The sequence below is a fragment of the Vibrio sp. A1-1 genome, assembly GCF_021728175.1.
Classification (GTDB): Bacteria; Pseudomonadota; Gammaproteobacteria; order Enterobacterales; family Vibrionaceae; genus Vibrio; species Vibrio diabolicus.
In genome coordinates this window covers 17,135-41,066 of the sequence record NZ_JAKKCL010000023.1, presented here as the reverse complement: position 1 = coordinate 41,066, position 23,932 = coordinate 17,135, and the positions used below count along the sequence as shown (strand labels likewise).

The 23,932-nt window shown below is 45.7% G+C and carries 23 protein-coding genes; 5 read left to right on the top strand and 18 right to left on the bottom strand.

The window, feature by feature from the left end:
- Positions 1–33: 33 nt before the first annotated feature.
- Together alr and L3V30_RS22285 are read right to left on the bottom strand one after the other, a co-directional pair.
- Positions 34–1,110 carry an alanine racemase gene (gene alr, locus L3V30_RS22290; RefSeq protein ID WP_237309938.1) on the bottom strand — a complete coding sequence of 359 codons (1,077 nt, stop codon included), beginning with the start codon at positions 1,108–1,110 and terminating at the stop codon, positions 34–36.
- A 13-nt stretch (positions 1,111–1,123) separates the two neighbouring features.
- Positions 1,124–2,524, bottom strand: a complete 1,401-nt coding sequence (locus L3V30_RS22285; RefSeq protein ID WP_005395704.1) for a replicative DNA helicase — start codon at positions 2,522–2,524, stop codon at positions 1,124–1,126.
- Positions 2,525–2,745: 221 nt separating this feature from the next.
- On the opposite strand from L3V30_RS22285, the gene L3V30_RS22280 reads away from it, so the two are divergent.
- Positions 2,746–3,510, top strand: coding sequence for a DUF481 domain-containing protein (locus L3V30_RS22280; protein ID WP_006743223.1), 765 nt, complete (start codon positions 2,746–2,748; stop codon positions 3,508–3,510).
- Positions 3,511–3,589: 79 nt separating this feature from the next.
- Here the strand turns inward: L3V30_RS22280 and rplI are convergent, their stop codons facing one another.
- The 14 genes from rplI to pilM form a co-directional block, all read right to left on the bottom strand.
- Positions 3,590–4,042: a 50S ribosomal protein L9 gene (rplI, locus tag L3V30_RS22275; protein WP_005381278.1), complete on the bottom strand. Its 453-nt coding sequence runs from the start codon at positions 4,040–4,042 to the stop codon at positions 3,590–3,592.
- A 33-nt stretch (positions 4,043–4,075) separates the two neighbouring features.
- A complete protein-coding gene (gene rpsR / locus L3V30_RS22270) occupies positions 4,076–4,303 on the bottom strand; it encodes a 30S ribosomal protein S18 (RefSeq protein WP_000090472.1) in 228 nt (75 codons plus the stop codon).
- Positions 4,304–4,319: 16 nt separating this feature from the next.
- Positions 4,320–4,622, bottom strand: a complete 303-nt coding sequence (gene priB / locus L3V30_RS22265; RefSeq protein ID WP_237309926.1) for a primosomal replication protein N — start codon at positions 4,620–4,622, stop codon at positions 4,320–4,322.
- Between the two features lie 8 nt (positions 4,623–4,630).
- Positions 4,631–5,020, bottom strand: coding sequence for a 30S ribosomal protein S6 (gene rpsF, locus L3V30_RS22260; protein ID WP_005381299.1), 390 nt, complete (start codon positions 5,018–5,020; stop codon positions 4,631–4,633).
- 242 nt (positions 5,021–5,262) lie between these two features.
- Positions 5,263–5,934 carry a ribulose-phosphate 3-epimerase gene (gene rpe, locus L3V30_RS22255; protein WP_005395709.1) on the bottom strand — a complete coding sequence of 224 codons (672 nt, stop codon included), beginning with the start codon at positions 5,932–5,934 and terminating at the stop codon, positions 5,263–5,265.
- 92 nt (positions 5,935–6,026) lie between these two features.
- Complete coding sequence (locus L3V30_RS22250; protein ID WP_005395710.1) at positions 6,027–6,866, bottom strand: Dam family site-specific DNA-(adenine-N6)-methyltransferase; 840 nt, start codon at positions 6,864–6,866, stop codon at positions 6,027–6,029.
- A 69-nt stretch (positions 6,867–6,935) separates the two neighbouring features.
- On the bottom strand, positions 6,936–8,450 hold the full coding sequence (locus tag L3V30_RS22245; RefSeq protein WP_237309925.1) for an AAA family ATPase: 1,515 nt from the start codon (positions 8,448–8,450) through the stop codon (positions 6,936–6,938).
- Between the two features lie 52 nt (positions 8,451–8,502).
- Complete coding sequence (gene aroB / locus L3V30_RS22240; RefSeq protein ID WP_046874636.1) at positions 8,503–9,603, bottom strand: 3-dehydroquinate synthase; 1,101 nt, start codon at positions 9,601–9,603, stop codon at positions 8,503–8,505.
- A 32-nt stretch (positions 9,604–9,635) separates the two neighbouring features.
- The gene (gene aroK / locus L3V30_RS22235) at positions 9,636–10,154 is read right to left on the bottom strand and encodes a shikimate kinase AroK (protein WP_005381319.1); all 519 of its coding nucleotides are present in this window, start codon (positions 10,152–10,154) and stop codon (positions 9,636–9,638) included.
- A 187-nt stretch (positions 10,155–10,341) separates the two neighbouring features.
- Entirely contained in the window at positions 10,342–12,090 is a 1,749-nt protein-coding gene (locus L3V30_RS22230; protein WP_237309923.1) for a type IV pilus secretin PilQ family protein, read from the bottom strand.
- 25 nt (positions 12,091–12,115) lie between these two features.
- Complete coding sequence (locus tag L3V30_RS22225; RefSeq protein WP_012841352.1) at positions 12,116–12,631, bottom strand: pilus assembly protein PilP; 516 nt, start codon at positions 12,629–12,631, stop codon at positions 12,116–12,118.
- The gene (gene pilO / locus L3V30_RS22220; RefSeq protein ID WP_012841351.1) at positions 12,621–13,214 is read right to left on the bottom strand and encodes a type 4a pilus biogenesis protein PilO; all 594 of its coding nucleotides are present in this window, start codon (positions 13,212–13,214) and stop codon (positions 12,621–12,623) included. Before pilO ends, L3V30_RS22225 begins: the two co-directional genes overlap by 11 nt.
- A complete protein-coding gene (locus L3V30_RS22215; RefSeq protein ID WP_046874634.1) occupies positions 13,207–13,782 on the bottom strand; it encodes a PilN domain-containing protein in 576 nt (191 codons plus the stop codon). The genes pilO and L3V30_RS22215 overlap by 8 nt, the downstream gene beginning before the upstream one ends.
- Positions 13,766–14,782, bottom strand: coding sequence for a type IV pilus assembly protein PilM (pilM, locus tag L3V30_RS22210; RefSeq protein WP_237309921.1), 1,017 nt, complete (start codon positions 14,780–14,782; stop codon positions 13,766–13,768). Before pilM ends, L3V30_RS22215 begins: the two co-directional genes overlap by 17 nt.
- Positions 14,783–14,925: 143 nt before the next feature.
- Between pilM and L3V30_RS22205 the strand changes: the two genes are divergently transcribed.
- Entirely contained in the window at positions 14,926–17,487 is a 2,562-nt protein-coding gene (locus L3V30_RS22205) for a PBP1A family penicillin-binding protein (protein WP_237309919.1), read from the top strand.
- Between the two features lie 51 nt (positions 17,488–17,538).
- Here L3V30_RS22205 and oxyR read toward each other — a convergent pair whose 3' ends face one another.
- On the bottom strand, positions 17,539–18,450 hold the full coding sequence (gene oxyR / locus L3V30_RS22200; protein WP_005395720.1) for a DNA-binding transcriptional regulator OxyR: 912 nt from the start codon (positions 18,448–18,450) through the stop codon (positions 17,539–17,541).
- 170 nt (positions 18,451–18,620) lie between these two features.
- Between oxyR and L3V30_RS22195 the strand changes: the two genes are divergently transcribed.
- From L3V30_RS22195 to L3V30_RS22185, 3 genes are all read left to right on the top strand, one after another.
- A complete protein-coding gene (locus L3V30_RS22195; protein WP_005395721.1) occupies positions 18,621–19,349 on the top strand; it encodes a redoxin family protein in 729 nt (242 codons plus the stop codon).
- 192 nt (positions 19,350–19,541) lie between these two features.
- Positions 19,542–21,014 carry a dihydrolipoyl dehydrogenase gene (locus tag L3V30_RS22190; RefSeq protein ID WP_006742775.1) on the top strand — a complete coding sequence of 491 codons (1,473 nt, stop codon included), beginning with the start codon at positions 19,542–19,544 and terminating at the stop codon, positions 21,012–21,014.
- A gap of 390 nt (positions 21,015–21,404) precedes the next feature.
- Positions 21,405–21,674 (top strand): DUF3624 domain-containing protein, encoded by a 270-nt coding sequence (locus L3V30_RS22185; protein ID WP_012841349.1) that lies wholly within the window; start codon positions 21,405–21,407, stop codon positions 21,672–21,674.
- A gap of 206 nt (positions 21,675–21,880) precedes the next feature.
- Here the strand turns inward: L3V30_RS22185 and argH are convergent, their stop codons facing one another.
- Positions 21,881–23,755 (bottom strand): argininosuccinate lyase, encoded by a 1,875-nt coding sequence (gene argH / locus L3V30_RS22180; protein ID WP_104971008.1) that lies wholly within the window; start codon positions 23,753–23,755, stop codon positions 21,881–21,883.
- Positions 23,756–23,932 lie beyond the last annotated feature (177 nt).

The following is a 23,932-nucleotide window of genomic DNA, read 5'->3' as shown; positions in this document are numbered from 1 at the left end:
ACAAAGGCTAACCTTAGGTTAGCCTTTCGCTGTTTATTTTGAGTACTCCATCTCGACGCGAGGCGTTAGCTTAGTCACGAGTTCATACGCAATGGTACCAATGTGACCCGCCACTTCTTCTACTGGGAGCTCTTTCCCCCAAAGAATCGCTTCGTCGCTGACTTTATCCGTTGCATCTGGTCCCAAATCGACCGTCAGCATATCCATGGAAACTCGACCTGCGATAGGTACTTTACGACCATTTACCCAAACCGGAGTGCCATTCGGGGCACTTCTTGGGTAACCGTCGCCATACCCTACTGCGATGACACCGACTTTTGTATCTCGCTTACTGGTCCACATACCGCCGTAGCCAACACTTTCGCCCTTCTTAACTTCACGTACCGCAATAAGATGGGATTTAAGTGTCATCACGGGTTGATACCCCAGATCTTGTGCGGTCTTGTCATCAAATGGCGATACACCATACATGATGATGCCCGGACGAACCCAATCCAAATGGCTTTGAGGCCATGCCAACAACCCCGCAGAGGCCGCAAGTGAACGCTCCCCCTGACAACCAGAGGTCAACGACTTAAACAGCTCAATCTGTTGGGGAGTGATATGGCTATCCAGCTCATCTGCACAGCCAAAGTGACTCATGTAACGTAACGGCTTGGCTACGTTTGGACACTCTTTCAACCGCGTGACAAACTCATCATATTGCTCAGGGCGAACGCCAAGACGGTGCATCCCACTGTCAATCTTAAGCCACACGACAACCGCAGTTTCAAGGTCGGCTTGCTCCAAGGCGATAAGCTGCTCTTCACAATGCACCACGGTTTGAATGTTGTTCGTCACAAGAACAGGTAAGTCACCAGGAGAGTAAAAACCTTCTAGCAATAGAATCGGCTTTACTACTCCACAAGCGCGCAGTTGCAATGCTTCTTCAATGCGAGCCACACCAAACGCATCCGCATGGTTAGCATGTTTTGCGACATGACGTAATCCGTGACCATAACCATTGGCCTTCACTACAGCCATCACTTTACTTTGGGGCGCTTGCGCTTTCACGCGCTGTAAGTTGTGCTGCAACGCAGACAAATCAATGCACGCCTTGGCCGCTTTCATATAGCTCATGGGGTTACTCATCATCAATATCGAATGCAGGACCCGCGTAGTTGTCAAAGCGCGAGTGTTGACCTTGGAAGGTGAGACGCACAGAGCCGATAGGACCGTTACGTTGCTTACCAATGATGATTTCTGCTGTGCCTTTGTATGGGCTATCTGGGTGATATACCTCGTCACGGTAGATGAACATGATCAAGTCGGCATCCTGCTCGATAGAGCCCGACTCACGCAAGTCCGAGTTTACTGGGCGTTTATCTGAACGTTGCTCTAGGGAACGGTTAAGCTGAGACAGCGCCACGACGGGCACATTCAGCTCTTTTGCCAGCGCTTTCAGAGAGCGCGAAATCTCCGCGATTTCCAGCGTACGGTTATCAGAGAGTGCAGGCACGCGCATAAGCTGAAGGTAGTCGACCATGATCATCGACAGACCGCCATGTTCACGTGCGATACGGCGAGCGCGTGAACGCACTTCGGTCGGAGTTAGACCGGAGCTGTCATCAATGTACATGTTTTTCTTCTGCATCAAGATACCCATAGTAGAAGAAATACGCGCCCAGTCTTCGTCATCCAGCTGACCCGTACGGATCTTGGTTTGGTCAACGCGAGACAAAGAGGCCAACATACGCATCATCAACTGCTCGGCTGGCATCTCTAGCGAGAAAATAAGCACAGGTTTCTCTTGTTGCATGGCCGCATTTTCACACAAGTTCATCGCAAAGGTCGTTTTACCCATCGATGGACGCGCCGCGACAATCACCAAATCAGAACCTTGCAAACCTGCGGTTTTCTTATTGAGGTCAGTGAAACCTGTGTCGACACCCGTTACACCATCTTGCGGTGTTTTATATAACAACTCGATACGTTCTAACGTCTTTTCGAGGATGTTATCAACATTTTGTGGCCCTTCGTTTTCACTGGTTCGTGACTCAGCGATGGCGAAAACTTTACTCTCCGCCATATCAATCAGATCTTCCGAACTTCGACCTTGAGGATCGTAACCCGCATCCGCAATCTCATTCGCGACACCGATCAAACCACGGACGATCGCACGTTCGGCAACAATATCAGCGTACGCATTAATGTTAGCGGCGCTTGGCGTGTTTTTCGCCAAATCTGCAAGGTAAGCAAAACCGCCCACATCTTCTAATTGCTCGTGACGCTCCAGGTATTCCGATAAAGTAATAAGATCGAGAGGCTTGCCCGCTTCAAGAATGGTTTTTACACCTTCAAAAATTAGGCGATGCGGACGACTATAGAAATCACTGCTTACAACACGTTCGGCAACGGTGTCCCAACGTTCATTGTCCAGTAAAAGACCACCAATTACTGATTGCTCGGCTTCTAGTGAGTGAGGTGGCACTTTGATTGCGTCGACCTGACTGTCTGAAGGTTTGCGATTTCTGTTTTCCGCCATGACTTTGCTCGATAACTACTATTGACCCACGATTATAACCTTAACCTAACTGAGATGCTTCCCCGAAGCGACAATTACTTGTTAAGAAATCAACATGCGAACCGCACAAGTAATAGCCTGGTTCTTCCGCCCAGCTCTAATAAAAATTAACCTACCATTGACCCAACAAAATATCTGTATCAGTATCATGCCCCTCCTTTTTAATTACGTTCGAGGTTGATGTGTCCCGATACTGGTTACTTAGCTTTAGCTTACTATGCGCTAGTGCATCGTATGCTGACGAATCAGTACAGCCAGAGCAAAATATTGATGTGCCCGACCCATTAAAAACCGAGGTGGAGTTCGGCTATCAAGCTCACACAGGTAACACGGACTCTCGTTCCCTGAATGCTCGTTTGAGTGCTGAATATACGTCAGGTCGACACCGTTCTAATGGTGAATGGAAGTACTACAACTTGTACAAAGACGGTGAAGAAGACAAACGCTCATCCACCTACGCCCTACAGAGTGACTACAAGTTAGGTCCTAAAACGTATTTGTATGGCAGCTTTAAAGGGGTGGATTCTCGTTACAGTGCCTATTTTAAAGACTACACCTTATCAGGTGGTTTGGGTTACCAGTTTTCCTACACTGAAAACTTCATTTTAGAGGTAGAAGTCGGTCCTGGTTTTCGTTATCAAGAACCAAATTTAGATGAGATAGATGATGACGACATTGTCTTTCCCGATATCGTTCGAGAAGGCATTTTTCGAGGGAATATCAATACGACTTGGCACGCACTAGATAACCTGAGTTTCGCGGCTGATATTACGTTGGTAACAGGTAAAAGTAATACACGGGCCGATAGTGAGCTCAGCGTGACCAATGATATTACTGAAGATATTGCACTGAAACTGGCACACTCTCGTCAGTATCACGATAAAGTGCCTGAAGGCTTAAGCAAAGCGGATAGCGTATTTTCCGTTAATTTACTCTTCGCTTTTTAACCTGTTTTTTCTCCCAGTTTTAGAAATAAAAAAAGCACCTCCGAAGAGGTGCTTTTTAGTATTTCGTCTTGATACTGAATTACTCAGCAGCAACAACTTGTAGGTTCACAGTTGCGAAAACTTCAGAGTGAAGTTGAACGCTGATCTCGAACTCACCAGTTGTACGTAGAGCACCTTCAGGAAGGCGAACTTCGCTCTTAGCAACTTCAACGCCTGCAGCTGTGATAGCGTCAGCGATGTCACGAGTACCGATAGAACCGAATAGTTTGCCTTCGTCACCAGCTTTAGAAGCGATAACTACAGCTTCTAGAGCGTTAACTTTCTCTGCGCGAGCTTCTGCAGCAGCTAGTTGCTCAGCAACTTTAGCTTCTAGTTCAGCACGACGAGCTTCAAACATTTCAACGTTAGCTTTAGTTGCCATAACTGCTTTACCTTGTGGGATAAGGAAGTTACGAGCGTAGCCAGATTTAACGTTTGCAGTATCGCCAAGACCACCTAGGTTACCAATTTTATCAAGTAGAATAACTTGCATTGCTTAATCCTCTTTCTTAATAAAATGAACCGATTACTGATGCTTGTCAGTGTACGGTAGTAGAGCTAGGTAGCGTGAACGCTTGATAGCACGTGCTAGTTGACGCTGGTACTTAGCGCTTGTACCAGTGATACGGCTAGGTACGATTTTACCAGCTTCAGTGATGTAGTTTTTAAGAGTTGCTACGTCTTTGTAATCAATCTCTTGTACGCCTTCTGCAGTGAAACGGCAGAATTTACGACGACGGAAGAAACGAGCCATGGGCTATCTCCTGATCTTAAATTTGAGTAATGTTGTCGGCGTGTAACACTAATTTTCCCACGCCATTTCGGCCGGTTTGATAAGTGACAAAACCACTTACCTTAATGTTACTGCCTTGAACTAAATTCTGAGTTAGTGCTTGTGACCCAAGCCCGCTGACGACTACCGGCATACGACAATAAACTTGTCGAGGTAAGTCAGCTTCGATAATAGTAGAGCGATGCTCCAGCCAAAACCGACAGTGTTCAATGCCACCAGGGCTTTTACTATGAATGGGCGGTTTGGCAATGGTGCCGCTCAGCTCCATTCGATTGGCCATAAGAAAACTTACTCAGCAGCTTCTGACTTAGCTTCAGGCTTAGCTTCAGAACGCTCTTCACGACGTGGAGCACGCTCTTCTTTTTGCTTAAGCATGATAGATTGCTCAGTGATCGCTGCTTTAGTACGCATGATCATGTTACGTAGAACTGCATCGTTGAAACGGAAAGCAGTTTCTAGCTCATCAATTACAGCTTGGTCAGCTTCAACGTTCATAAGAACGTAGTGAGCTTTGTGAAGCTTGTTGATTGGGTAAGCCAGTTGACGACGGCCCCAGTCTTCTAGACGGTGGATTTTACCGCCAGCTTCAGTGATTGAACCAGTGTAACGCTCGATCATGCCAGCAACTTGCTCGCTTTGATCTGGGTGCACCATGAATACGATTTCGTAATGACGCATTGGTTGCTCCTTACGGATTATTCAGCTTCCACAAATGGCTCAGTCGTCCAGAGGAAGCAAGGAACTAAAGATAATTGACTGAGTTTAAGGAGCACGAATAGTACAGAAAGGGCGCAAAATAGGCAAGTGATTATTTGCTCAACGCAGGGGATATTTTATTTCATCCAACACTAGAAATAACAAAGGCTGCCAATAAAGTGACAGCCTTTAAAATCAGGGCATTATCGCGCGTATATAGGGACTTATTTTACTTCAGCCAGTTCCGTGCGCATTTGGTCGATCACTTGTTTGTAATCTGGCTGACCGAAAATCGCCGAGCCTGCAACAAACATATCTGCGCCCGCTTCTGCGATTTCACGAATGTTGTCAACCTTCACACCGCCATCGATTTCTAAACGGATATCGCGACCAGACTCATCGATCATCTTACGAACTGCACGCAGTTTATCTAGCGTGTGAGGAATGAATGATTGACCACCAAAGCCAGGGTTAACCGACATCAGTAGAATCATGTCAACTTTGTCCATGATGAACTCAAGGCTCGCAAGTGGCGTTGCTGGGTTTAGTACCACACCAGCCTGACAGCCGTGCTCTTTAATTAACTGCAGTGTACGGTCTACATGATCAGAAGCTTCCACATGGAATGTAATCATCGACGCACCCGCTTTTGCGAAATCAGGAATAATGCGGTCAACCGGTTTCACCATTAGGTGAACATCGATTGGTGCGGTGATGCCGTAATCGCGCAGTGCTTTACACACAGGTGCACCAAAAGTCAGGTTTGGTACATAGTGGTTATCCATAACGTCGAAATGCACCACATCCGCACCCGCAGCAAGTACTTTCTCGACATCTTCACCGAGACGAGCAAAATCTGCCGATAAAATGGATGGAGCAATAAGAAAATCTTTCATACCTGACCTCAGTAGTAATGAGCAAACAATCTGCGCGCAATTCTACCGAAGCCAGTGGGGAGATCCACTATTTAGATTTAATAGTGTGAGAACTAAGAGCTTGGTTGATCCATCTCAGGGGCATGAAAAAGCGCAAGCAGCTCATCGACTTTATTACGACCACTGCCATTGCGGCTAATGGTGCGCTTCACTTTTACTACATTGAGATCCGCACCGTGATACAACCGACGCGTCAGCGTAGTGTCGTGGTTGGAAATCAGAACCGGAATACCACGCTCAGTCGCCGTTCTTTCAGCAATGTCGGCTAATGCAGCCTGGTCATCCAACGTAAAACCATTACCTGCGTATGAGGTGAAATTTGCCGTGTTTGAAAGCGGTGCATAAGGAGGATCGCAATACACCACACTCCCCTTACGTGCTCGACGAAAAGTTTCTGGATAACCTTCACAAACGAACGTGGCTTTCTTGGCTTTTTCGGCAAAAAACTCCAATTCCGCCTCTGGGAAGTAAGGCTTTTTATATGAACCGAACGGAACGTTAAAACCGCCTTTTTTGTTGTAACGGCATAGACCATTAAAACCAAAGCGGTTCATGTACAAAAACGCTAAAGAGCGGTACATCACGTCATCGGTTTTATTAAACTCAGCGCGAATGTGTAAGTAAGCTTCTTTACGGTTGTTCTCAGCGACAAACCAACGCTTCGCTTCAGAGATATACTCTTCAGGGCGTTCTTTCAGTAGGTTGTACAGATTGATCAGATCTGGATTGATATCTGCCAGTAGGTAATGGTCATAGTCGGTATTCAGAAAAACTGAGCCCGCGCCAACAAAAGGTTCAACTAGCTTTCGAGCCGGCGGTAAATGACGTTGGATGTCTTCAACCAGTCCGTATTTTCCTCCTGCCCATTTAAGAAAGGCTCGTTGCTTTTTCATCTACTGCTCTATCTATCGACCAAAAATTAAGGCTGCGGAATGTAACATATTTTTCAGCGAAGCTCAGGTTTATTTCACGCGATCAATTTCGCGATGAACCTGACGGAGTGATTTTGCCCAAGGACTCACCGACTTAACCGAATCAGGCAAGCTTGCAACGGCATCGCGAGCCATTTGAATTGTCGGATAATCTTGATATGTGATGATATACCACTCGGTGCCATTGCGAACGGTAGGATAAATTCGTACTTGATCATTCAGCCGATGCTCATCGAGGAAGGCTTGTACATCCTCCATTGACGTCATAGCAGCAAGCTGCAGTGTATAGGCTCTTGGTGATAGTGCTTTTAATTCTTCGCGAGCAAATGAAAACTTAACCACAGGCTGCTTCGCACCGTCTTCTCCTGACCGAGCAGAAGTTTGCGTCATACCTTGATTTGGTTTCACGACTTTAATCAAAGGAGAGTCAGTTTCATCAGCAGTTTCTGCTTTATCAGTACCTACGATATCATCAATCGCTTTTGTGTCTGCTGAATCAGCTTTACCTTCAAGCAATGCATCGACCACATTCGACTCAATCACCACTCTCTGTTGATTGTCATCACTGCCAACGCTCGCCACTTCTTCCGTTACTGCTGGCGGTAATGAATCAGAATCATCAATCGCGCCAGAGCCATCAAGGCCACTGCTAGTGTCATCAGTCACAGATTGTAGTGAAGACTGCGCAGCACTGATTCCTGAATCTTCAAAAGTTGGAATAGCCGTTTGCTCTAAACTACCAGCAATTTGCTGCGCTTTATCATCAGGGCTTGGTTGATTATACATCCACCAATAGCCACCAGCAGCAAGCAACAGTAATGCTAATACCACTAACGCAATATTCAGCGGTGAACCGACAATCGAGCGGATAATGATCCTTTTTTCCACTTTCATCTCTCCTAACGCCATGATGTCACCCGGTACTGGGTCAACTTTTTTAAATGCATCTCGAACCCGCTTCTCCGCCTCATCATCAACATAGCGCGCAACAAGTGATTCAAAGAAACGACGGGCTTCCACTTCGGACAACATATCAATATCAAGCTCAACAGGCTTTATCTCTTGTCCGTAACTGAGACGTGACAGCAATCCTTCTAAGCGCCCAGACTGCGTAAATAATAAGACATTGATGGTCCAATTCGGCTTACGATGCGCCTCTAAAACCAGCATCCAAAGCTCAGAAACGAGCGTCTCACTTAATAAATGCGCATCATCAACCACAATCGCGATATCACAAGGCTCATCACCCAATAGTCTTTCGAGGCTATCAAGTAAAGGCTCTTGCTGATTAAACAATGCGTCCGAAACCAGTTGACTCAAAATAAGGATGCGGCGCTGCACATCATCTTGATTAGAATGACAAAGTAACAAACATTGATTCTTGTTACTGGCACCCACTTCAAGGTATCGCTGCGCTAACCAAGATTTTCCATAACCATCATGACCATTAATCGCAATGAAATTGGAACCAAAATTAGTCAGCAATCCCAACCTATCAAGCAACTCGATTTGAGAATCTAATTCCAGAACGTGAGCAACACTCATCTAATAACCTTAATACACTACAAGAATGACGCCCAAAGGCGCCATTACAAGGTTAAATATCGCGACCAAAGTCTATCGCCTGTTTGAGTACGTCTTGTGTCGTATCAGCAATGACCTCGGCACTACCAATGCCTGTAGGTAGAACTAATCTTAATTGACCAGAGAGAACTTTTTTATCTCGCATCATATGTTTGAGGAAGTCATCGAAGCTCATACTTTCTGGAGTATGAACAGGCAGTTTGGCACGACGCAAAATCGCAACAATACGCTCAAATTGCTCTGCTGAGATAAGACCGCGCAGATGCGAAGTTTTGGCCGCCATAACCGTGCCAGCAGAAACCGCTTCACCATGCAGCCAATTGCCGTAGCCAAGCTCAGCTTCAATCGCATGACCAAAGGTGTGACCTAAGTTGAGCAGAGCGCGGATGCCCGATTCTTTCTCATCCTGAGCCACCACTTCCGCTTTTATTTCACAGCAACGTGCAATGGCATAAGTTAGCGCCTCTTCATCCAACGCGTACAAGCGTTCAAGGTTTTCTTCCAACCATACAAAAAAGTCTGCATCGTAAATGATGCCGTACTTAATGACTTCTGCGATACCTGCTGCGAATTCACGCTCAGGCAACGTCGATAAACAGTTGGTATCGATGATCACGGCTTTAGGTTGGTAAAACGCACCTATCATGTTCTTACCCAACGGATGGTTAACCGCGGTTTTTCCCCCCACCGAAGAGTCCACTTGAGATAGTAATGTCGTTGGTATTTGAATAAAGTCGACCCCACGCTGGTAACAGGCAGAAGCAAAACCCACAAGGTCGCCAATAACGCCACCACCTAACGCGATGATCACAACATCACGAGCGTAATTCCCCTCGAGGAGGAAGTTCATCACTTGGTTAAACACATCCAAGTTTTTGTACTGTTCGCCGTCAGGCAATTCTAACAAGGATGCACTACAACCGAGCTGCTCGAGTTGCTTTAAAATTTTGTCAGCATACAAAGGCGCCACTGTGACATTACTGATCACAACAACTTTTTGTTTTGCATTTTTGTTTGAGAGAACTTGAGAGAGGTACGCCGGGTCCTCAAATAACCCGGCGCCAATAGAGATTGGGTAGCTACGCTCAGCTAGGTTGACCGTAATCCGTTCCATCGGTTTGCTCCAATTAAAAAAAAGATAAAAACTTATCTCTCTTCTAGCATTTTTACGATCTGGTTGGCTACCACTTTTGCACTCTGATCGTCAGTGCGAACAGTGTAATCCGCTACTTCTTCATACAGAGGATTACGTTCTTCAGCTAATTGCTCCAATACTTCGCGAGGGTTGTCCGTTTGAAGTAGAGGACGCTTCTTGTCACGGTTTGTGCGCGCAAGTTGCTTTTCAATCGTCGTTTCTAAGTAAACAACAACACCACGTGCCGAAAGACGATTACGGTTTTCTTTGCTCTTAACAGAGCCACCGCCAGTCGCAAGCACGATGCCTTGCTCTTGTGTTAGGTCTTCAAGTACCGCTTCTTCACGCTTGCGGAAGCCTTCTTCACCTTCTACATCAAAAACCCAAGAGATGTCTGCACCAGTGCGTTCTTCGATCACTGTATCGGAGTCAACAAACTCCATATGCAGTTGCTGTGCTAGATGTCTACCAATTGTACTTTTGCCGGCGCCCATTGGGCCAACAAGGAAAATATTACGTTTCTCAGCCATGTTTAGCAGTAATTTACAACATTGATTCAATAAGATCGCCACAAGAAAACACAGCTAAATCGCTGTTCTACAAGGCTTGTGGCACCAGTTCCTCACAGATAATTCGTGATAAGACCCGAAATTATCCAAGCATGGTGCCACTATTGCAACTTTATTTTTGATTTAATCAGTTTTTCACGAGGTAGAACTACTGAATCACCACCTTAGGGGTGACGAAAATTAACAGCTCACTTTTGCCAACATTTTCATAACTTCGACGGAAAAGCGCACCTAATAGTGGCAGATCGCCTAACAAAGGCACTTTGTCCACCGAGTTAGTAATGCTGTGCTGGAAAATACCACCAAGAACGACGGTTTCACCGTTATTTACTAACACTTGCGTCCCGATACGCTGAGTATCAATCGCAACGGCTTCACCAGTGCCTGTTTTCACGACTTGTCCAGGTCTATCTTGCGTAACGCTTAAGTCCAACACAAGACGGTTATCCGGTGTAATTTGTGGCGTCACCTTCAAACTCAATACTGCTTTTTTGAACGTTACCGTCGTAGCACCACTTGATGAGGACTCTAGATAAGGTATCTCGGTACCTTGCTCAATATAGGCAGGCTTCTTATTAGTAGTGATCAAACGTGGGCTTGAGATAATCTCAGCTTTGGACTCTTGTTGCAGCGCAGAAAGCTCGAGGTCTAACAAGGTGTCTGAGCCTAATTTTGCAACCTGAAAAGCAATGCTAGTCGCGTTTGGACTGGTTGCAGCTAAGTTTACGTTTAGGAAGTCATCGATACCTACTCCATCACCGTCACCACCGTCTTCTCCTTCACCACCACCGTTATATAAACCGATCGTGGCAAGGTTGTTTTCGATAGAGCCACCAACCGTGTTATTGCCATTAATAGAGGTAAAGCCCCAGCGAATTCCCAACTCGTCCATGTTGCCTTCATTGATGGTCACAATACGCGCTTCAATTTGAACCTGCTTCACCGGGATATCCAAAGATTCAATAATTTCTCGAATCACTTCAATGTTTTCAGGTAGCTCACGAATCAATAACGAGTTAGTCCGCTCATCAATGGTCATACTGCCTCGCTCAGACAACATACTGATGTTCCCTTCTCCGTTGATCATCTCTGCAATATCTGATGCTTTAGCGAAGTTTACCTTGATGATTTCAGACGAAAGCTCTCCCATCGTTTGTTCTAGCTGCTGCTTTTCGAGTTGCTGTTTTTCGCGCAGATCAAGCTCATCTGTTGGAGCAACCAGAATCACGTTGCCCTCAACACGCTTATCTAACCCCTTAACTTGCAAAATAATATCCAGCACTTGCTGCCACGGAACACCATCAAGACGAAGTGTGAGGTTACCTTCTACAGAATCTGAAACAACCAAGTTGAACTGGTTGTAGTCAGCAATCAGCTGTAACACATTACGTACAGGAATATCTTGGAAGTTAATCGAAATGAGCTTGCCTTCTTTTTCTAGAATGCTTTTATCCGGGGCTTTCTCATTGGGTTTGATCTTAGCCACTTTGATTTCCAAGAATCGCCCCGTTAAACGGTAATCATGCGTATATTCTTCATTAATGTGCGCAACCAAGCGCGTAGTTGAGGTATCGCGAAACACCTCTACGCTTTCAACCACAGTCGAGAAATCTTTTACGTCTAGGAGATACAGTTGCTCGTCTTTTACCGAAGTATTAAGCAAATCGATACTTAACCCTTCCTGTACGCGTTTGACATCGACAATCGCGGCAGGTGACGCCAGTTCAACGACTATAACGGCGTCTTTATCTTTATTAGTGCGAAAGTCGATACTCTTTAAGGCATTAGACGATACTTCTTCTGCTGCCACTAAAGGGGCTAAAAATACAAACAACCATAAGGAGAAGAGCCCTGTTAGTATCCTTGGTGTACGTGTTAATCCTTGTCTCATTTTCATTACTCAATATCAAAAATAAATGGGGCTATCTCAAAGCCAACTTAACTTTACGCTTCTGCCAACACCCTAAGCCGTCGGGCAACGTTTCATTAACTAACAAATAGGAATGGCTGACGTGGGTCACTTTGCCATTGTTGCGTCCGAGGTATTGCCCCGGCTTCACTTTATAAACGGTGCCATTGGGTGCCTGAACGAGACCAGAAACCGTATTACCCATGCCCATAACTCCTTTCAAACGTAATTGGCTTAATGGGAATTTTTCTAATTTGCCAGTGCGCCTTCTTGAAGGCGGTTGCCAGCAATCTTTTCTTGCAACGGGCTGAGTGGCGATGGTGGCTTCTTTTGGCAACTCAAAGGGCGCACGCTGTACTTCAGGTGCGTACGTGACGGCAACATACTTATCTGCAGGCTTAAGTTTCTCGACATCTCGACGCGCCTGACTCTCCACCCCTCGAATAAAATCCGTTAATGACTCATCATTCGCCTGACATCCAAGTAGCAGAGACCCCATCAGTACCAGTAACAAATGCTTACTTGTCATTGTTCGTCTCCTCTGGCTTAAACTGATAGGTATTGGCTCGTACCCTAAAGTGCAGAGTTTCACTTTCTTGGCTGACACGCTGCCAAGTCACATCTTTAAACGTGATGATTCGAGGTAGCGTTGCTATCGCCTGAGAAAAATGGCCGATGTCATGAAAATCTCCCGTTAACTCAATGTTTAAAGGAAGACGATAGAGGAAATGCTCTGATTGCTTTTCACCCCAGTCGATACGGGTAAAGGTCAACTTATTGTCGATACCGAGTTCATTCACCGAAGCGAGCATCGTAGCCAACTCTTTTTGCGCGGGCAGTTGTTGTAGCAATAATTCGTAACGCGTGGTGAGTTCATCCAATTGAGATTGAAGCTGAGGCAATGCTGCTACTTTGTTCGCTTTGATCTTCAATGCCACCTTGAGCGTCTGCTCCTGCTGGACCAAGTTATTCAATTGCTCTTCTTTTGGCTTAAGGTAAAACCAATAGCCAAAACCTTGAATGAGGAAAATCAGCAGCGCGATAACCACAAGCTGAGGCAACAATGGCCACTCTGCCATTTCATCTATTTCGAGATCCTGCCAATCAACCATGCTGGGCCTCCACTTTCTTCTCCGGCACTTTGAACATGAAAGACACTTTGAACGTTTGGAACTCTTTTCCAAAACGCGCTTTTCCGTGAACGATGGAGTGCATTTCTACATCATTCAACTTGGCCGAACGCTCCATGTTGTCCAGCATCGTGGCAAGTTTTGGAGTGCTATCAGAGATCCCCGAGATCTCAATTTCCAGATCATTCATTTTGATCTTGTCGACATATACACCTTCAGGAATGACGGCTGGCATCAAGTTCATAAACTCGGTCGTTTTGTTTCTACCGTTTTGTAACCCTTCAACCACTTTTAAACGTTCGAGGATTTTGCTGTGCTCTTGCTCGGCTATTTTCATTGCTTCAATACGCTGGTCGAGCTCAGCAATGTAGTGAGTAAGGTAATCAAGCCGCTCCTGCTGCTGATCTTGTTGGTACTCAAAAAACTTTCCAATACCCCATTGAATACCAATGGCGACCAACATGCCTAACGCGACCAAGCTAATGAAACGACGTCGGTGCTCTTCTCTTTGGTTCTCTCGCCAAGGAAGTAAATTAATGCGATAAAGCACGCGCACCTCCTAGCCAATGAATGCCACGAATCGCGAGTCCTGCGGCTGTAGAGAAATTCTGCCAATCCGCGGCACGACGCTTACGTTTGGACACCTTCATCTCAAATAGCCCTAGCGGGTTTAGCAATTCACACTCTAGTGACAGTTGCTGAGATAACTCTTCCGCGAGCATTGGTGTCGAAGCTCCTTCCCCTGATAACCAGATACCTTTGATATTTTGCGAGCCATTAATTGAAGTGTAGAGCTGCATCTGACGTTTCACCCGTTCCACGATTTGGCGATTAAACAGCTCTGTTTTCTCCTGAGCATCATCGGACATCAAATCATCTTGAACAGGGCTGTTTGCTCCGCGTGTGCCGCAAGCAAACTCTTTGTGAAACAGCTCACCTTGTTCGGTAAACATGGTAAAGGAGCTCGATGAGGTGCCAATATCGAGTAAGCAGTACTTATTTTTGTCAGGAAAGCGATCGGCGGTGAGCTTCCAGATATGACCAAGACTTTGTGAATGCACGTCCACTAAAACGGGTTTTAGTCCGGATTTTTGTAATGCATCCACGCGGCTATCGACCACATCTTTTCTTGTCGCAAACACTTGATAGTTATCAGTCCCACGCAACCCATCTTCTGCACGAAGACGGACGAAGTCTAAACTCAGCTCTTCGACAGGGAATGGCGATTGATGAGAAAATGCCTGAATCACAGCAAACTCAACTTCGCTATCTTCAAGGTTTTGTTCTATTTGCAGTTTTTTACTGATCACCGAATTATCAGGCACTGAAATTGCGACCTTTTTAGCACCAAAAGGCAGTTCTTTTTTAATCAGCTTTAGGGTCTTTACAATTTCTTGATGATTTATAGTGTTATTTTCAGCGACAATACCTTCCTTTAGTAATATTTCTTTGTAACCCAACAGAGCGTAATTGTTGCCTGTGGGTTTAAGTACTACGGCTTTGAGGCTGTTATGGCCTATATCGATGCCGGTAACGATTAGCTTATCCATCTCTTACTCTCGCTCCGAAATTTCTTCGTGCAAAGGTTGTTATTAGCACCCAAATAAGAGTTAATATCTCTATGTGCTAAATTTTTGACCTAAGAGTACAAGGGTTTGCCGTTACACAGCCTCAACCAATCAGGGATTCTCCGGTGAAGTTCATAAAGCGTTTATTATTTTTAACATTGATTTGCATAATTCTTGGAGTCACCACAATATTTGGCTTCTATCAGTACGTGAAGCCTGAATTGCCAGATGTTGCAACTCTAAAAGACGTTGAATTACAAACACCTATGCAGGTGTTTAGTCAAGACGGGAAGCTGATCGCACAGTTCGGTGAAAAGCGTCGTATTCCTGTTACTTATGATGAAATTCCTCAAGACTTAATTCATGCGCTAATCGCCACCGAAGATAGCCGTTTTTACGAACACCCAGGTATCGATCCTATCGGCATCACTCGTGCAGCCGTTGTAGTTGCGATCTCAGGTTCAGCCAAGCAGGGCGCAAGTACCATTACGCAACAGCTAGCGCGTAACTTCTTCTTATCTAATGAGAAGAAGATCATGCGTAAGATTAAAGAGATTTTCATTGCTATCCACATTGAGCAGCTTCTGAGTAAGCAAGAAATCATGGAACTTTATGTCAATAAAATCTTCCTTGGTTACCGCTCATATGGTTTTGGTGCGGCCGCTCAAGTTTACTTTGGTAAGAGCCTTAATGAATTGACGTTAAGCGAACTTGCGACACTCGCAGGGATGCCAAAAGCGCCATCAACGATGAACCCAATTTACTCTCTTGAGCGTGCGACAAAACGCCGTAACGTCGTGTTAATGCGAATGCTTGATGAAAAATACATCACGCAAGAACAGTATGACGAAGCACGCAACGAACCTATCGTGGCACGTTACCACAGTGCTGAAATTGAACTTTCCGCTCCTTATGTGGCGGAACTAGCTCGTGCATGGGCCGTGAAAGAGTACGGTGAAGAAGAAGCCTATACCTCTGGCTTGAATATCTACATGACGGTGGACTCTAAACTGCAAGATGCCGCGAATACATCCGTGGTAAATAATCTGCTGTCATACGATGAACGTCACGGCTACCGCGGTGCGGAAAAAGTGCTTTGGAAAGAAGGGGAAACCGCTTGGAACAGCGAGCAAATAGAAAAGCATCTTAAGAAGCAACCAACTTATGGTGACCTTTATCCTGCCGTCGTGACAAAAGTCGATGATAAGACTGCACAAGTTTGGGTTAAAAACCATGAAGAGCAGACCATTCCTTGGACTGGAATGCATTGGGCACGTAAATACATCACCGAAAACCGCCAAGGTTCAACACCAAAATCAGCGCATGATGTGCTAGCGACGGGTCAACAAGTTTGGGTTCGCGAAGTGAGCGAAACCAATGAAGATGACAACACGACACAAAGCTGGAAACTGAGCCAAGTGCCAACAGCGAACACCGCGTTTGTCGCGATGAACCCGGAAAATGGAGCGATATTATCGTTAGTGGGTGGTTTTAACTTTGTTCATAGTAAGTTTAACCGTGCCACTATGTCAGTGCGTCAGGTTGGCTCAAGTATCAAACCATTTATCTACTCAGCAGCAATTGACAAGGGACTTACCCTAGCCACTCTGATCAACGATGCGCCGATTAACAAATGGGACGCAGGTTCTGGTTCGGCTTGGCGACCTAAAAACTCACCACCAACCTATGGCGGTCCAACTCGCCTTCGCCTCGGCTTAGCTCAGTCAAAGAACGTGATGGCAGTGCGTACGCTGCGTGAAGTAGGCCTTGATGAAACTCGTCAGTACCTTACTCGTTTTGGTTTTGATATTAACCAAGTACCACGTTCAGAGACCATCGCGCTCGGTGCTGGTAGCTTAACACCAATGAAAGTGGCACAAGGCTACTCTGTATTTGCGAACGGAGGTTATTACGTCGAACCGTTCTACGTAGAACGCGTGGAAGATGCATTCGGTGAAGTGCTGTTTAAAGCGAATCCAAAGAGCGTTTGTCATAAGGATTGCCCACAAATGAGCGCTCAGCCAGACAATCGCTATGCCGATGAGTTTGGCGAACAAGACGTCGCGATTGATGGTTTGGCAACAGACAACGCACTGGAAAATGATGAACCTCAATATGCTCCACAAGTTATCTCTGAGCAAAATGCATTCTTGATGCGTGAGATGATGTACAGCAACATTTGGGGTGGTGGTAACTGGCGTGAAGGTACGGGGTGGAACGGTACTGGCTGGCGTGCACAAAAACTGGGGCGTCGTGATATCGGTGGTAAAACGGGTACAACGAATGACTCCAAAGATGCTTGGTACAACGGCTATGGTCCTGGTGTTGTTGCCATTGCTTGGGTTGGTTTTGATGATCACTCACGCGCCCTTGGTCGCACAACGGTTAATAGCAACCTAGGCAAAGGCCAAATTTCTGGTGCTGAATCAGGTGCGAAAACCGCAGAACCCGCTTGGATTGACTTTATGCGCGTTGCACTAGAAGAAACACCTGAGCAAGGTAAAAATATTCCAGATAACATCATTCGTGTTCGTATTGATCGCAACACTGGCATGCTAACGCACAAAGTAGACAGCACATCGATGTTCGAATACTTTGAAAAAGGCACTGAGCCTACCGAATACGCTGGCGACCGTTTGGAAGACAGTATTTATTCTTCCGGCTCTGGCGCAGAAGAGCTGTTCTAAATCACTAAAGCAAAAGGGAGAGCATTCGCTCTCCCTTTTTTATATCGGCTTTTACGCCGCGGCGTTCAATGAAGGATAAGAAGCCAATACTTCTTTAATCTTCGCCGCCAAAGCTTCAAACCTTGCACGCAGTGGTGAGCCCGGGCGATATACAAGGACTATATTGCGCGAAGGCGTAGGGTTAACGGCTGGTACATAGCACACGCCATCTTTTTGCTTCTCATTGGGGATAGAAAGCTGAGGCAATAACGTAATCCCAGCACCAGCAGCGACCATATTCCGCAGTGTCTCCAAACTGGTTGCCTTAAAGCGTTCATCGTCTTTCGCTCCGGCAGCAAAACAGAAACCTAACGCTTGATCACGCAGACAGTGGCCGTCTCCTAGCGCTAAAACGGTTTTACCATTCAACTCCAACATATCAACATGGTCGAGAGAGGCCCACTCATGATCACATGGCACCGCAACGCTTAACGGCTCGTTATATACTTCGATTTCTTTAAAAGGTGCCGTTTCATCAACCGAAGCCAAGACCAAGCAGTCCAATTTACCTTCTTCTAATTGACGCACCAACTGATGTGTTTGAGCTTCGTGCAGGAACAGCTCCAGTTCAGGAAATGCTTCTTTTATCTGCGGCAGAATTTTGGGTAGTAGATACGGACCTACCGTCGGGATGAAACCGATATGCATAGGCCCAGTCATTGCTCCGCTCTGACCACTCGCCATATCTTTAAAAGTTTTCACTTCACTTAAGATACGCTTAGCTTGCTCCACCAACTGCAACCCTGAATCGGTAAACAAAACGCGACGGCTGCTTCGCTCTAAAAGCGTGGTACCGAGTTCATCCTCTAGCTTACGAATTTGTCCACTCAATGTTGGTTGGCTAACAAAACATGCTTCTGCCGCTTTGCGAAAGTGCTTATGTTCCGCAAGTGCAACTAAGTACTCAAAATCTCGAATATTCATAACTCACAATTCGCTTCTTTTAACAATAGCTAATACCTATCAAAACCATAACACCAAACGATTAGAGCTATCAAAGGATTTTTACAATAATGGGCTCAACAGAACGAAACAGAGCAAAGAAAAACGCTAAGCTCTATACGCATAATTTAAAATAGTTAAAGGAAATCATTATGTTTGTATCTAAAGAAGGTCAACAAGTCCCTCAAGTTACTTTTCCAGTTCGTCAAGGTGACTCTTGGATGAATGTAACGACTGATGAGCTATTTAAAGGTAAGACCGTTATCGTATTTAGCTTACCGGGTGCATTTACTCCAACCTGTTCATCAAGCCATCTACCTCGTTACAACGAATTGTTCCCTGTATTTAAAGAGCACGGAGTGGATGAGATTATTTGTGTCTCGGTCAATGATACGTTCGTGATGAATGCATGGAAACAAGACCAAGAAGCAGAAAACATTACCTTCATCCCGGATGGTAATGGTGAATTCACCGATGGCATGGGTATGTTAGTGGATAAAAACGACATCGGCTTTGGCAAACGTTCATGGCGTTACAGCATGCTAGTAAAAGATGGCGTAGTGGAAAAAATGTTCATTGAGCCAAACGAACCAGGCGACCCATTCAAAGTGTCAGACGCAGACACCATGCTGAACTACATTGCGCCAGACTACAAAACGCAAGAGTCCATCACGGTATTCACTAAGCCAGGCTGCCCTTTCTGTATGAAAGCGAAACAAAACCTGATTGACCACGGTCTTCAATATGAAGAAGTGATTCTGGGTAAAGACGCAACGACAGTTAGTCTACGAGCTATATCTGGTCGCACGACTGTTCCACAAGTCTTTATCGGTGGCAAGCACATCGGCGGTAGCGAAGAGCTAGAAGCGTATCTAGGCTAAGCTGTCCATAGCCTACACCCTCGGTCTCCGGTGCCTTTGGCTCGGAGGCCAACCCTAACTCACTTCTTCTACTAGTCTAGATAAGTAGTCGTCTACCGATAAGGTGACTCCTTATACAGATTCAACGACCCAATTCACTCTCCAAGCTCAATGTAGCTAGCTTGGCTTAAAAACAAAAAGCGAGAGTTCACGATGAAACAAGTTAATGTCGACGTAGCGATTATTGGTGGTGGTACTGCTGGTCTTGGCGCTTATCGAGCAGCAAAAGCTCATACTAATAGCGTAGTAATGATTGAAGGCGGCCCTTACGGAACAACCTGTGCTCGCGTCGGTTGCATGCCCTCTAAGCTGTTGATTGCGGCCGCAGAAAGTGCCCACCAAATCGAAAAAGCGCCTGGATTTGGGATCCATCCGCAAGGTGAAATACGCATTAACGGACAAGAAGTCATGGATCGTGTAAAACGCGAACGTGATCGTTTTGTTGGCTTTGTGCTTGAAAGCGTCGATGATATTCCCGCAGAAGACAAACTATCGGGCTACGCGAAGTTTGCCGATGACCATACGCTTATCATAGATGGCCATACTCAGGTCACCGCAAAACGGATTGTGATCGCGACGGGCTCTCGTCCTGCCTATCCAGCAGCTTGGAATGAGTTGGGAAACCGTCTCGTAATTAATGATGATGTCTTTGATTGGGATGATTTGCCTAAGTCCGTTGCGGTATTTGGCCCTGGAGTGATCGGTCTTGAACTCGGTCAAGCATTGCACCGCCTAGGGGTGAAAGTGAAGCTCTTTGGTCTTGGTGGTCAAGTTGGTCCACTGACAGATCCAGAGGTGATGGCTTACGCAGATAAAACTTTTAAAGAAGAGTTCTATCTTGATGCCGATGTAAAAGTAGAAAGCATGAAGCGCATACCATCATCGAATGCAGCAGGCGCAGACAAAGTTGAAATCAAATTCATTAACCACGACGGTGAATTAGAAACCTTTATTGTTGATTACGTTTTAGCAGCCACTGGACGACGTCCAAACGTAGATAAGCTAGCGATCGAGAGCACCAATGTGGCATTAGATGAACGCGGTGTACCAACCGCAGATCACTACACATTGCAAACCTCCGTAGAGAGTATTTTTATTGCGGGTGATGCAAGTAACCAAGTTCCATTGCTGCACGAAGCCGCTGACCAAGGCCGCATTGCTGGTGACAATGCTGGTCGTTTCCCGGATATTCGTGCAGGTCTGCGTCGTTCGCCAATTTCAGCTGTATTCTCCGATCCGCAAATAGCTATGGTCGGTGAAACTTTCAAACAACTGGAAACTCGCTTAGGAAGCTGTGGTTGTTTTGTTACTGGTGAAGTCTCGTTTGAGAATCAAGGACGTTCGCGTGTCATGCTACGAAACAAAGGGATGTTACATGTCTATGGCGAGCAAGGTACTGGACGCTTTTTAGGTGCAGAGATGATGGGGCCGAACGCAGAACACCTCGCGCATCTTTTGTCTTGGGCACACCAAAATAGAATGACGGTTTCTGAGATGCTAGATATGCCCTTCTATCATCCAGTGATCGAAGAGGGTGTCCGCACCGCTCTACGTGATTTGAATGCAAAACTACACTTAGGGCCAGAAATGGTGAAACATTGCCTTGACTGTGGGCCTGGTTGCTAACTCTTTCATGCTCAATCGAGCCAGTCTTTACATACCAAACAAAACAGAAAGCCTCGTGATTAACGAGGCTTTCTGTTGACTACTTTGAGGCGATTACATAAGTACTACACAGCCATCATTGCGTAACGACTTACCATGATGATCGCGACTATACCGATCGTAAAAAAGCCACCAGCGATACTCAGCGCAAATTTCAATTCTGTCGACATGATTATTTTTCCTATTAAAGACTGACAGCGCACCATACATCAATCACGTGCCACATAAGCTCTACGAAGCTAACTTTCCATTTTTGGTTGTGTTCCTGCGCTCTAAGCTGCTACAAAAAACGCTTTCTCTCTTTGTGTTGGGTATATAATCTGAAGCAACACTGATGCCTTGGAAAACACTATGACTTGTCGCCGTTGCGAGGAACATTGGTTTTGGAAAAAGCTTGGGCGTTGCCAACGATGCTTGGATCAGTTAACGGTGCTTTCGGTACTGTGCTGGATTGTGTGGTGGTTTGCGTTCAAAGATGATCCACAAAGCATCGAGTCGATCGCTTTGATCTTTGCTGGTTTCGCTTTCAATATTTTATTGTTTTTGCACTTATGGATGCGTTTTGTCATCTTGCCGTGGCAACGTCGGCGAGGAAGAAAAGAGACGGATAAAAAAGAGTAAAGTGGCAGATAGAAAAAAGCCCCAAAACCAATATCAGTTCTGGGGCTCTCTTAGATTCTTCTAAGAAAAAGCAGTGGTACTTTAATAGACCGAGCTTCCTCTCAAAGGTTCCAAATTTTTTCGATTTTTTTAGCAAATACTGATGTAAGTGAATCAGAAAATAACTATGTCATTGAATGCTAATAAAATCACTCCGAAATTTCAGCTCATGCCACATGCGATTTTTGGATCACTTGCTCCATTAAATTGATCTCTAGCGCCACTTCATCACACGCGTGCTGACGTGGACACTGATCGCAATCTTTCAAGACTTTTTCTGGCAACAGCGACTTCGATGTTGGTAAGAAGCTCTGCTTCATAAAGAACTCTGGCGTTCGAGTGAGGACAAAGACCTTCTTTATCGCCATTTGACGTGCTTTCTCAACCAAGTGATTTACGATTGCACTGCCCTGTCCTTGACCTTGCCAGCCTGCTTCGATACCAAGAGAGCGTATTTCAGCCAACCCTGAGTCATACACATATAGAGAAGCGCAACCTGTCACTTCACCATGATGCTCAGCCACCGCGAAGGAACCAATATCTCTCACTAGCTCATTACGAGAGCGGGGTAGATTCTCACCGAGGTTCGCCCAATAAGCCACCATGCCCTCTAGTGTTTCAATGTCCGTCAAACGTGCAGGACGCACTTTCACTGCCGAGCTGTCACGCTGGCTCAGACGTTTATCCGCTTGCTCTACCGCATAAGCGACTTGGTGAGGCGAAACGCCACCCAGCGCACAACGTTTTTCCAAACAAGACTCTATTGTCAGAATGTCATACACATCATCTTCAATCACCTCAGAGAAGGCTTTTAGCTCTTGCAGAGACAATTCTTCCAGCGCACAGCCTTTGTCAATTGCCCCTACCACCGCTACGCCCACAATATGGTGCGCCTCACGGAATGGGATGCCTTTCGCCACTAAGTAATCAGCTAACTCAGTCGCGTTCGCATACCCTTGCTTCGCAGCTTCAAGCGTACGCTCACCATTTACTTTAATGCCATCAAAACACAGCGCTGCCATTTCCATGCAATCATTCCATGTGTCTAACGCATCAAATAACCCTTCTTTATCTTCTTGCATGTCTTTGTTGTACGCCAATGGTAGGGCTTTCACTGTCATCATCATGCTCGATAATGCGCCATAGACACGCCCTGTCTTACCACGGATCAACTCAAGTGCATCTGGGTTTTTCTTCTGTGGCATCAATGACGAACCAGACGTCACCGTATCCGCTAACTCAATGAAGTTAGACTCCCCTGAGTTGTAGAAGATCATATCTTCTGCAAGACGAGAAAGGTGCAACATAGAAATCGAGGCCACCGACATCAGTTCCATCACATGATCACGATCCGAAACCGAATCGAGTGAATTACGCGTAGCACGGTGGAAACCAAGGTTATGAGCTAACTGTTCACGATCAATCGGATAAGCCGTGCCAGCTAAAGCCCCCGAGCCAAGTGGACAAGTGTCGAGACGCTGTAAGGCATCATTCAGACGAGAGTAGTCACGCTCGAACATTTCAACATAAGCCAAACACCAGTGAGCAAAGGTGACAGGTTGAGCGCGCTGAAGATGAGTATAGCCAGGCAATACAGTGCCTTGGTGCTGCTTAGCAACATGAACCATTTGTGCTTGCAGACGATCTAAAGCAATCAACAGTTGCTGGCCTTGCTGACGACACCAAAGTTTTAGGTCTGTCGCTACTTGGTCATTACGAGAACGCCCAGTGTGGAGTTTTTTACCTAAATCTCCCACTTTACTAATCAGCTGCTGTTCAACCCAAGAGTGGATATCTTCTGCATCTGAGCGAAGAATTTGATGAGGATCTTCCATCACTTCTAACTTCAACTCGTTTAAAGCAAGTTCCAGCTTTTGCTGTTCTTCTGCCGATAGAACATCTACAGAAAGCAGAGCTTTAGACCATGCGATTGAACCTACGATGTCTTGCTCAGCCAATCGGTAGTCAAAACGCAACGAATCGTTAAACTCTTTAAATCTAGTGTCTGCCGCTTGGGTAAATCTTCCGCCCCATAATGCCATTGCGTTTCTCCTGATGACTATTGCTTACTCTAACGTTATCGAATGAGTAGTAACCAATTTGATGGTCATTTGCTCACTTTTTCTTATGGGTCAACGTTACGGCAATTTCGACAAAAAATAAAGTATAAATTCAATATTTTTACATATATATTCAAATAGAGTGAATTTGCATCTTTG

What these genes read in the sequence shown, in the direction of transcription:
- alr (WP_237309938.1), bottom strand. Translation starts at nt 1,110, where the DNA reads ATGAAAGCGGCCAAGGCGTGCATTGATTTGTCTGCGTTGCAGCACAAC.
- L3V30_RS22285 (WP_005395704.1), bottom strand. Translation starts at nt 2,524, where the DNA reads ATGGCGGAAAACAGAAATCGCAAACCTTCAGACAGTCAGGTCGACGCA.
- rplI (WP_005381278.1), bottom strand. Translation starts at nt 4,042, where the DNA reads ATGCAAGTTATTCTACTTGATAAAATTGGTAACCTAGGTGGTCTTGGC.
- rpsR (WP_000090472.1), bottom strand. Translation starts at nt 4,303, where the DNA reads ATGGCTCGTTTCTTCCGTCGTCGTAAATTCTGCCGTTTCACTGCAGAA.
- priB (WP_237309926.1), bottom strand. Translation starts at nt 4,622, where the DNA reads ATGGCCAATCGAATGGAGCTGAGCGGCACCATTGCCAAACCGCCCATT.
- rpsF (WP_005381299.1), bottom strand. Translation starts at nt 5,020, where the DNA reads ATGCGTCATTACGAAATCGTATTCATGGTGCACCCAGATCAAAGCGAG.
- rpe (WP_005395709.1), bottom strand. Translation starts at nt 5,934, where the DNA reads ATGAAAGATTTTCTTATTGCTCCATCCATTTTATCGGCAGATTTTGCT.
- L3V30_RS22250 (WP_005395710.1), bottom strand. Translation starts at nt 6,866, where the DNA reads ATGAAAAAGCAACGAGCCTTTCTTAAATGGGCAGGAGGAAAATACGGA.
- L3V30_RS22245 (WP_237309925.1), bottom strand. Translation starts at nt 8,450, where the DNA reads ATGAGTGTTGCTCACGTTCTGGAATTAGATTCTCAAATCGAGTTGCTT.
- aroB (WP_046874636.1), bottom strand. Translation starts at nt 9,603, where the DNA reads ATGGAACGGATTACGGTCAACCTAGCTGAGCGTAGCTACCCAATCTCT.
- aroK (WP_005381319.1), bottom strand. Translation starts at nt 10,154, where the DNA reads ATGGCTGAGAAACGTAATATTTTCCTTGTTGGCCCAATGGGCGCCGGC.
- L3V30_RS22230 (WP_237309923.1), bottom strand. Translation starts at nt 12,090, where the DNA reads ATGAAAATGAGACAAGGATTAACACGTACACCAAGGATACTAACAGGG.
- L3V30_RS22225 (WP_012841352.1), bottom strand. Translation starts at nt 12,631, where the DNA reads ATGACAAGTAAGCATTTGTTACTGGTACTGATGGGGTCTCTGCTACTT.
- pilO (WP_012841351.1), bottom strand. Translation starts at nt 13,214, where the DNA reads ATGGTTGATTGGCAGGATCTCGAAATAGATGAAATGGCAGAGTGGCCA.
- pilM (WP_237309921.1), bottom strand. Translation starts at nt 14,782, where the DNA reads ATGGATAAGCTAATCGTTACCGGCATCGATATAGGCCATAACAGCCTC.
- oxyR (WP_005395720.1), bottom strand. Translation starts at nt 18,450, where the DNA reads ATGAATATTCGAGATTTTGAGTACTTAGTTGCACTTGCGGAACATAAG.
- L3V30_RS22195 (WP_005395721.1), top strand. Translation starts at nt 18,621, where the DNA reads ATGTTTGTATCTAAAGAAGGTCAACAAGTCCCTCAAGTTACTTTTCCA.
- L3V30_RS22190 (WP_006742775.1), top strand. Translation starts at nt 19,542, where the DNA reads ATGAAACAAGTTAATGTCGACGTAGCGATTATTGGTGGTGGTACTGCT.
- L3V30_RS22185 (WP_012841349.1), top strand. Translation starts at nt 21,405, where the DNA reads ATGACTTGTCGCCGTTGCGAGGAACATTGGTTTTGGAAAAAGCTTGGG.
- argH (WP_104971008.1), bottom strand. Translation starts at nt 23,755, where the DNA reads ATGGCATTATGGGGCGGAAGATTTACCCAAGCGGCAGACACTAGATTT.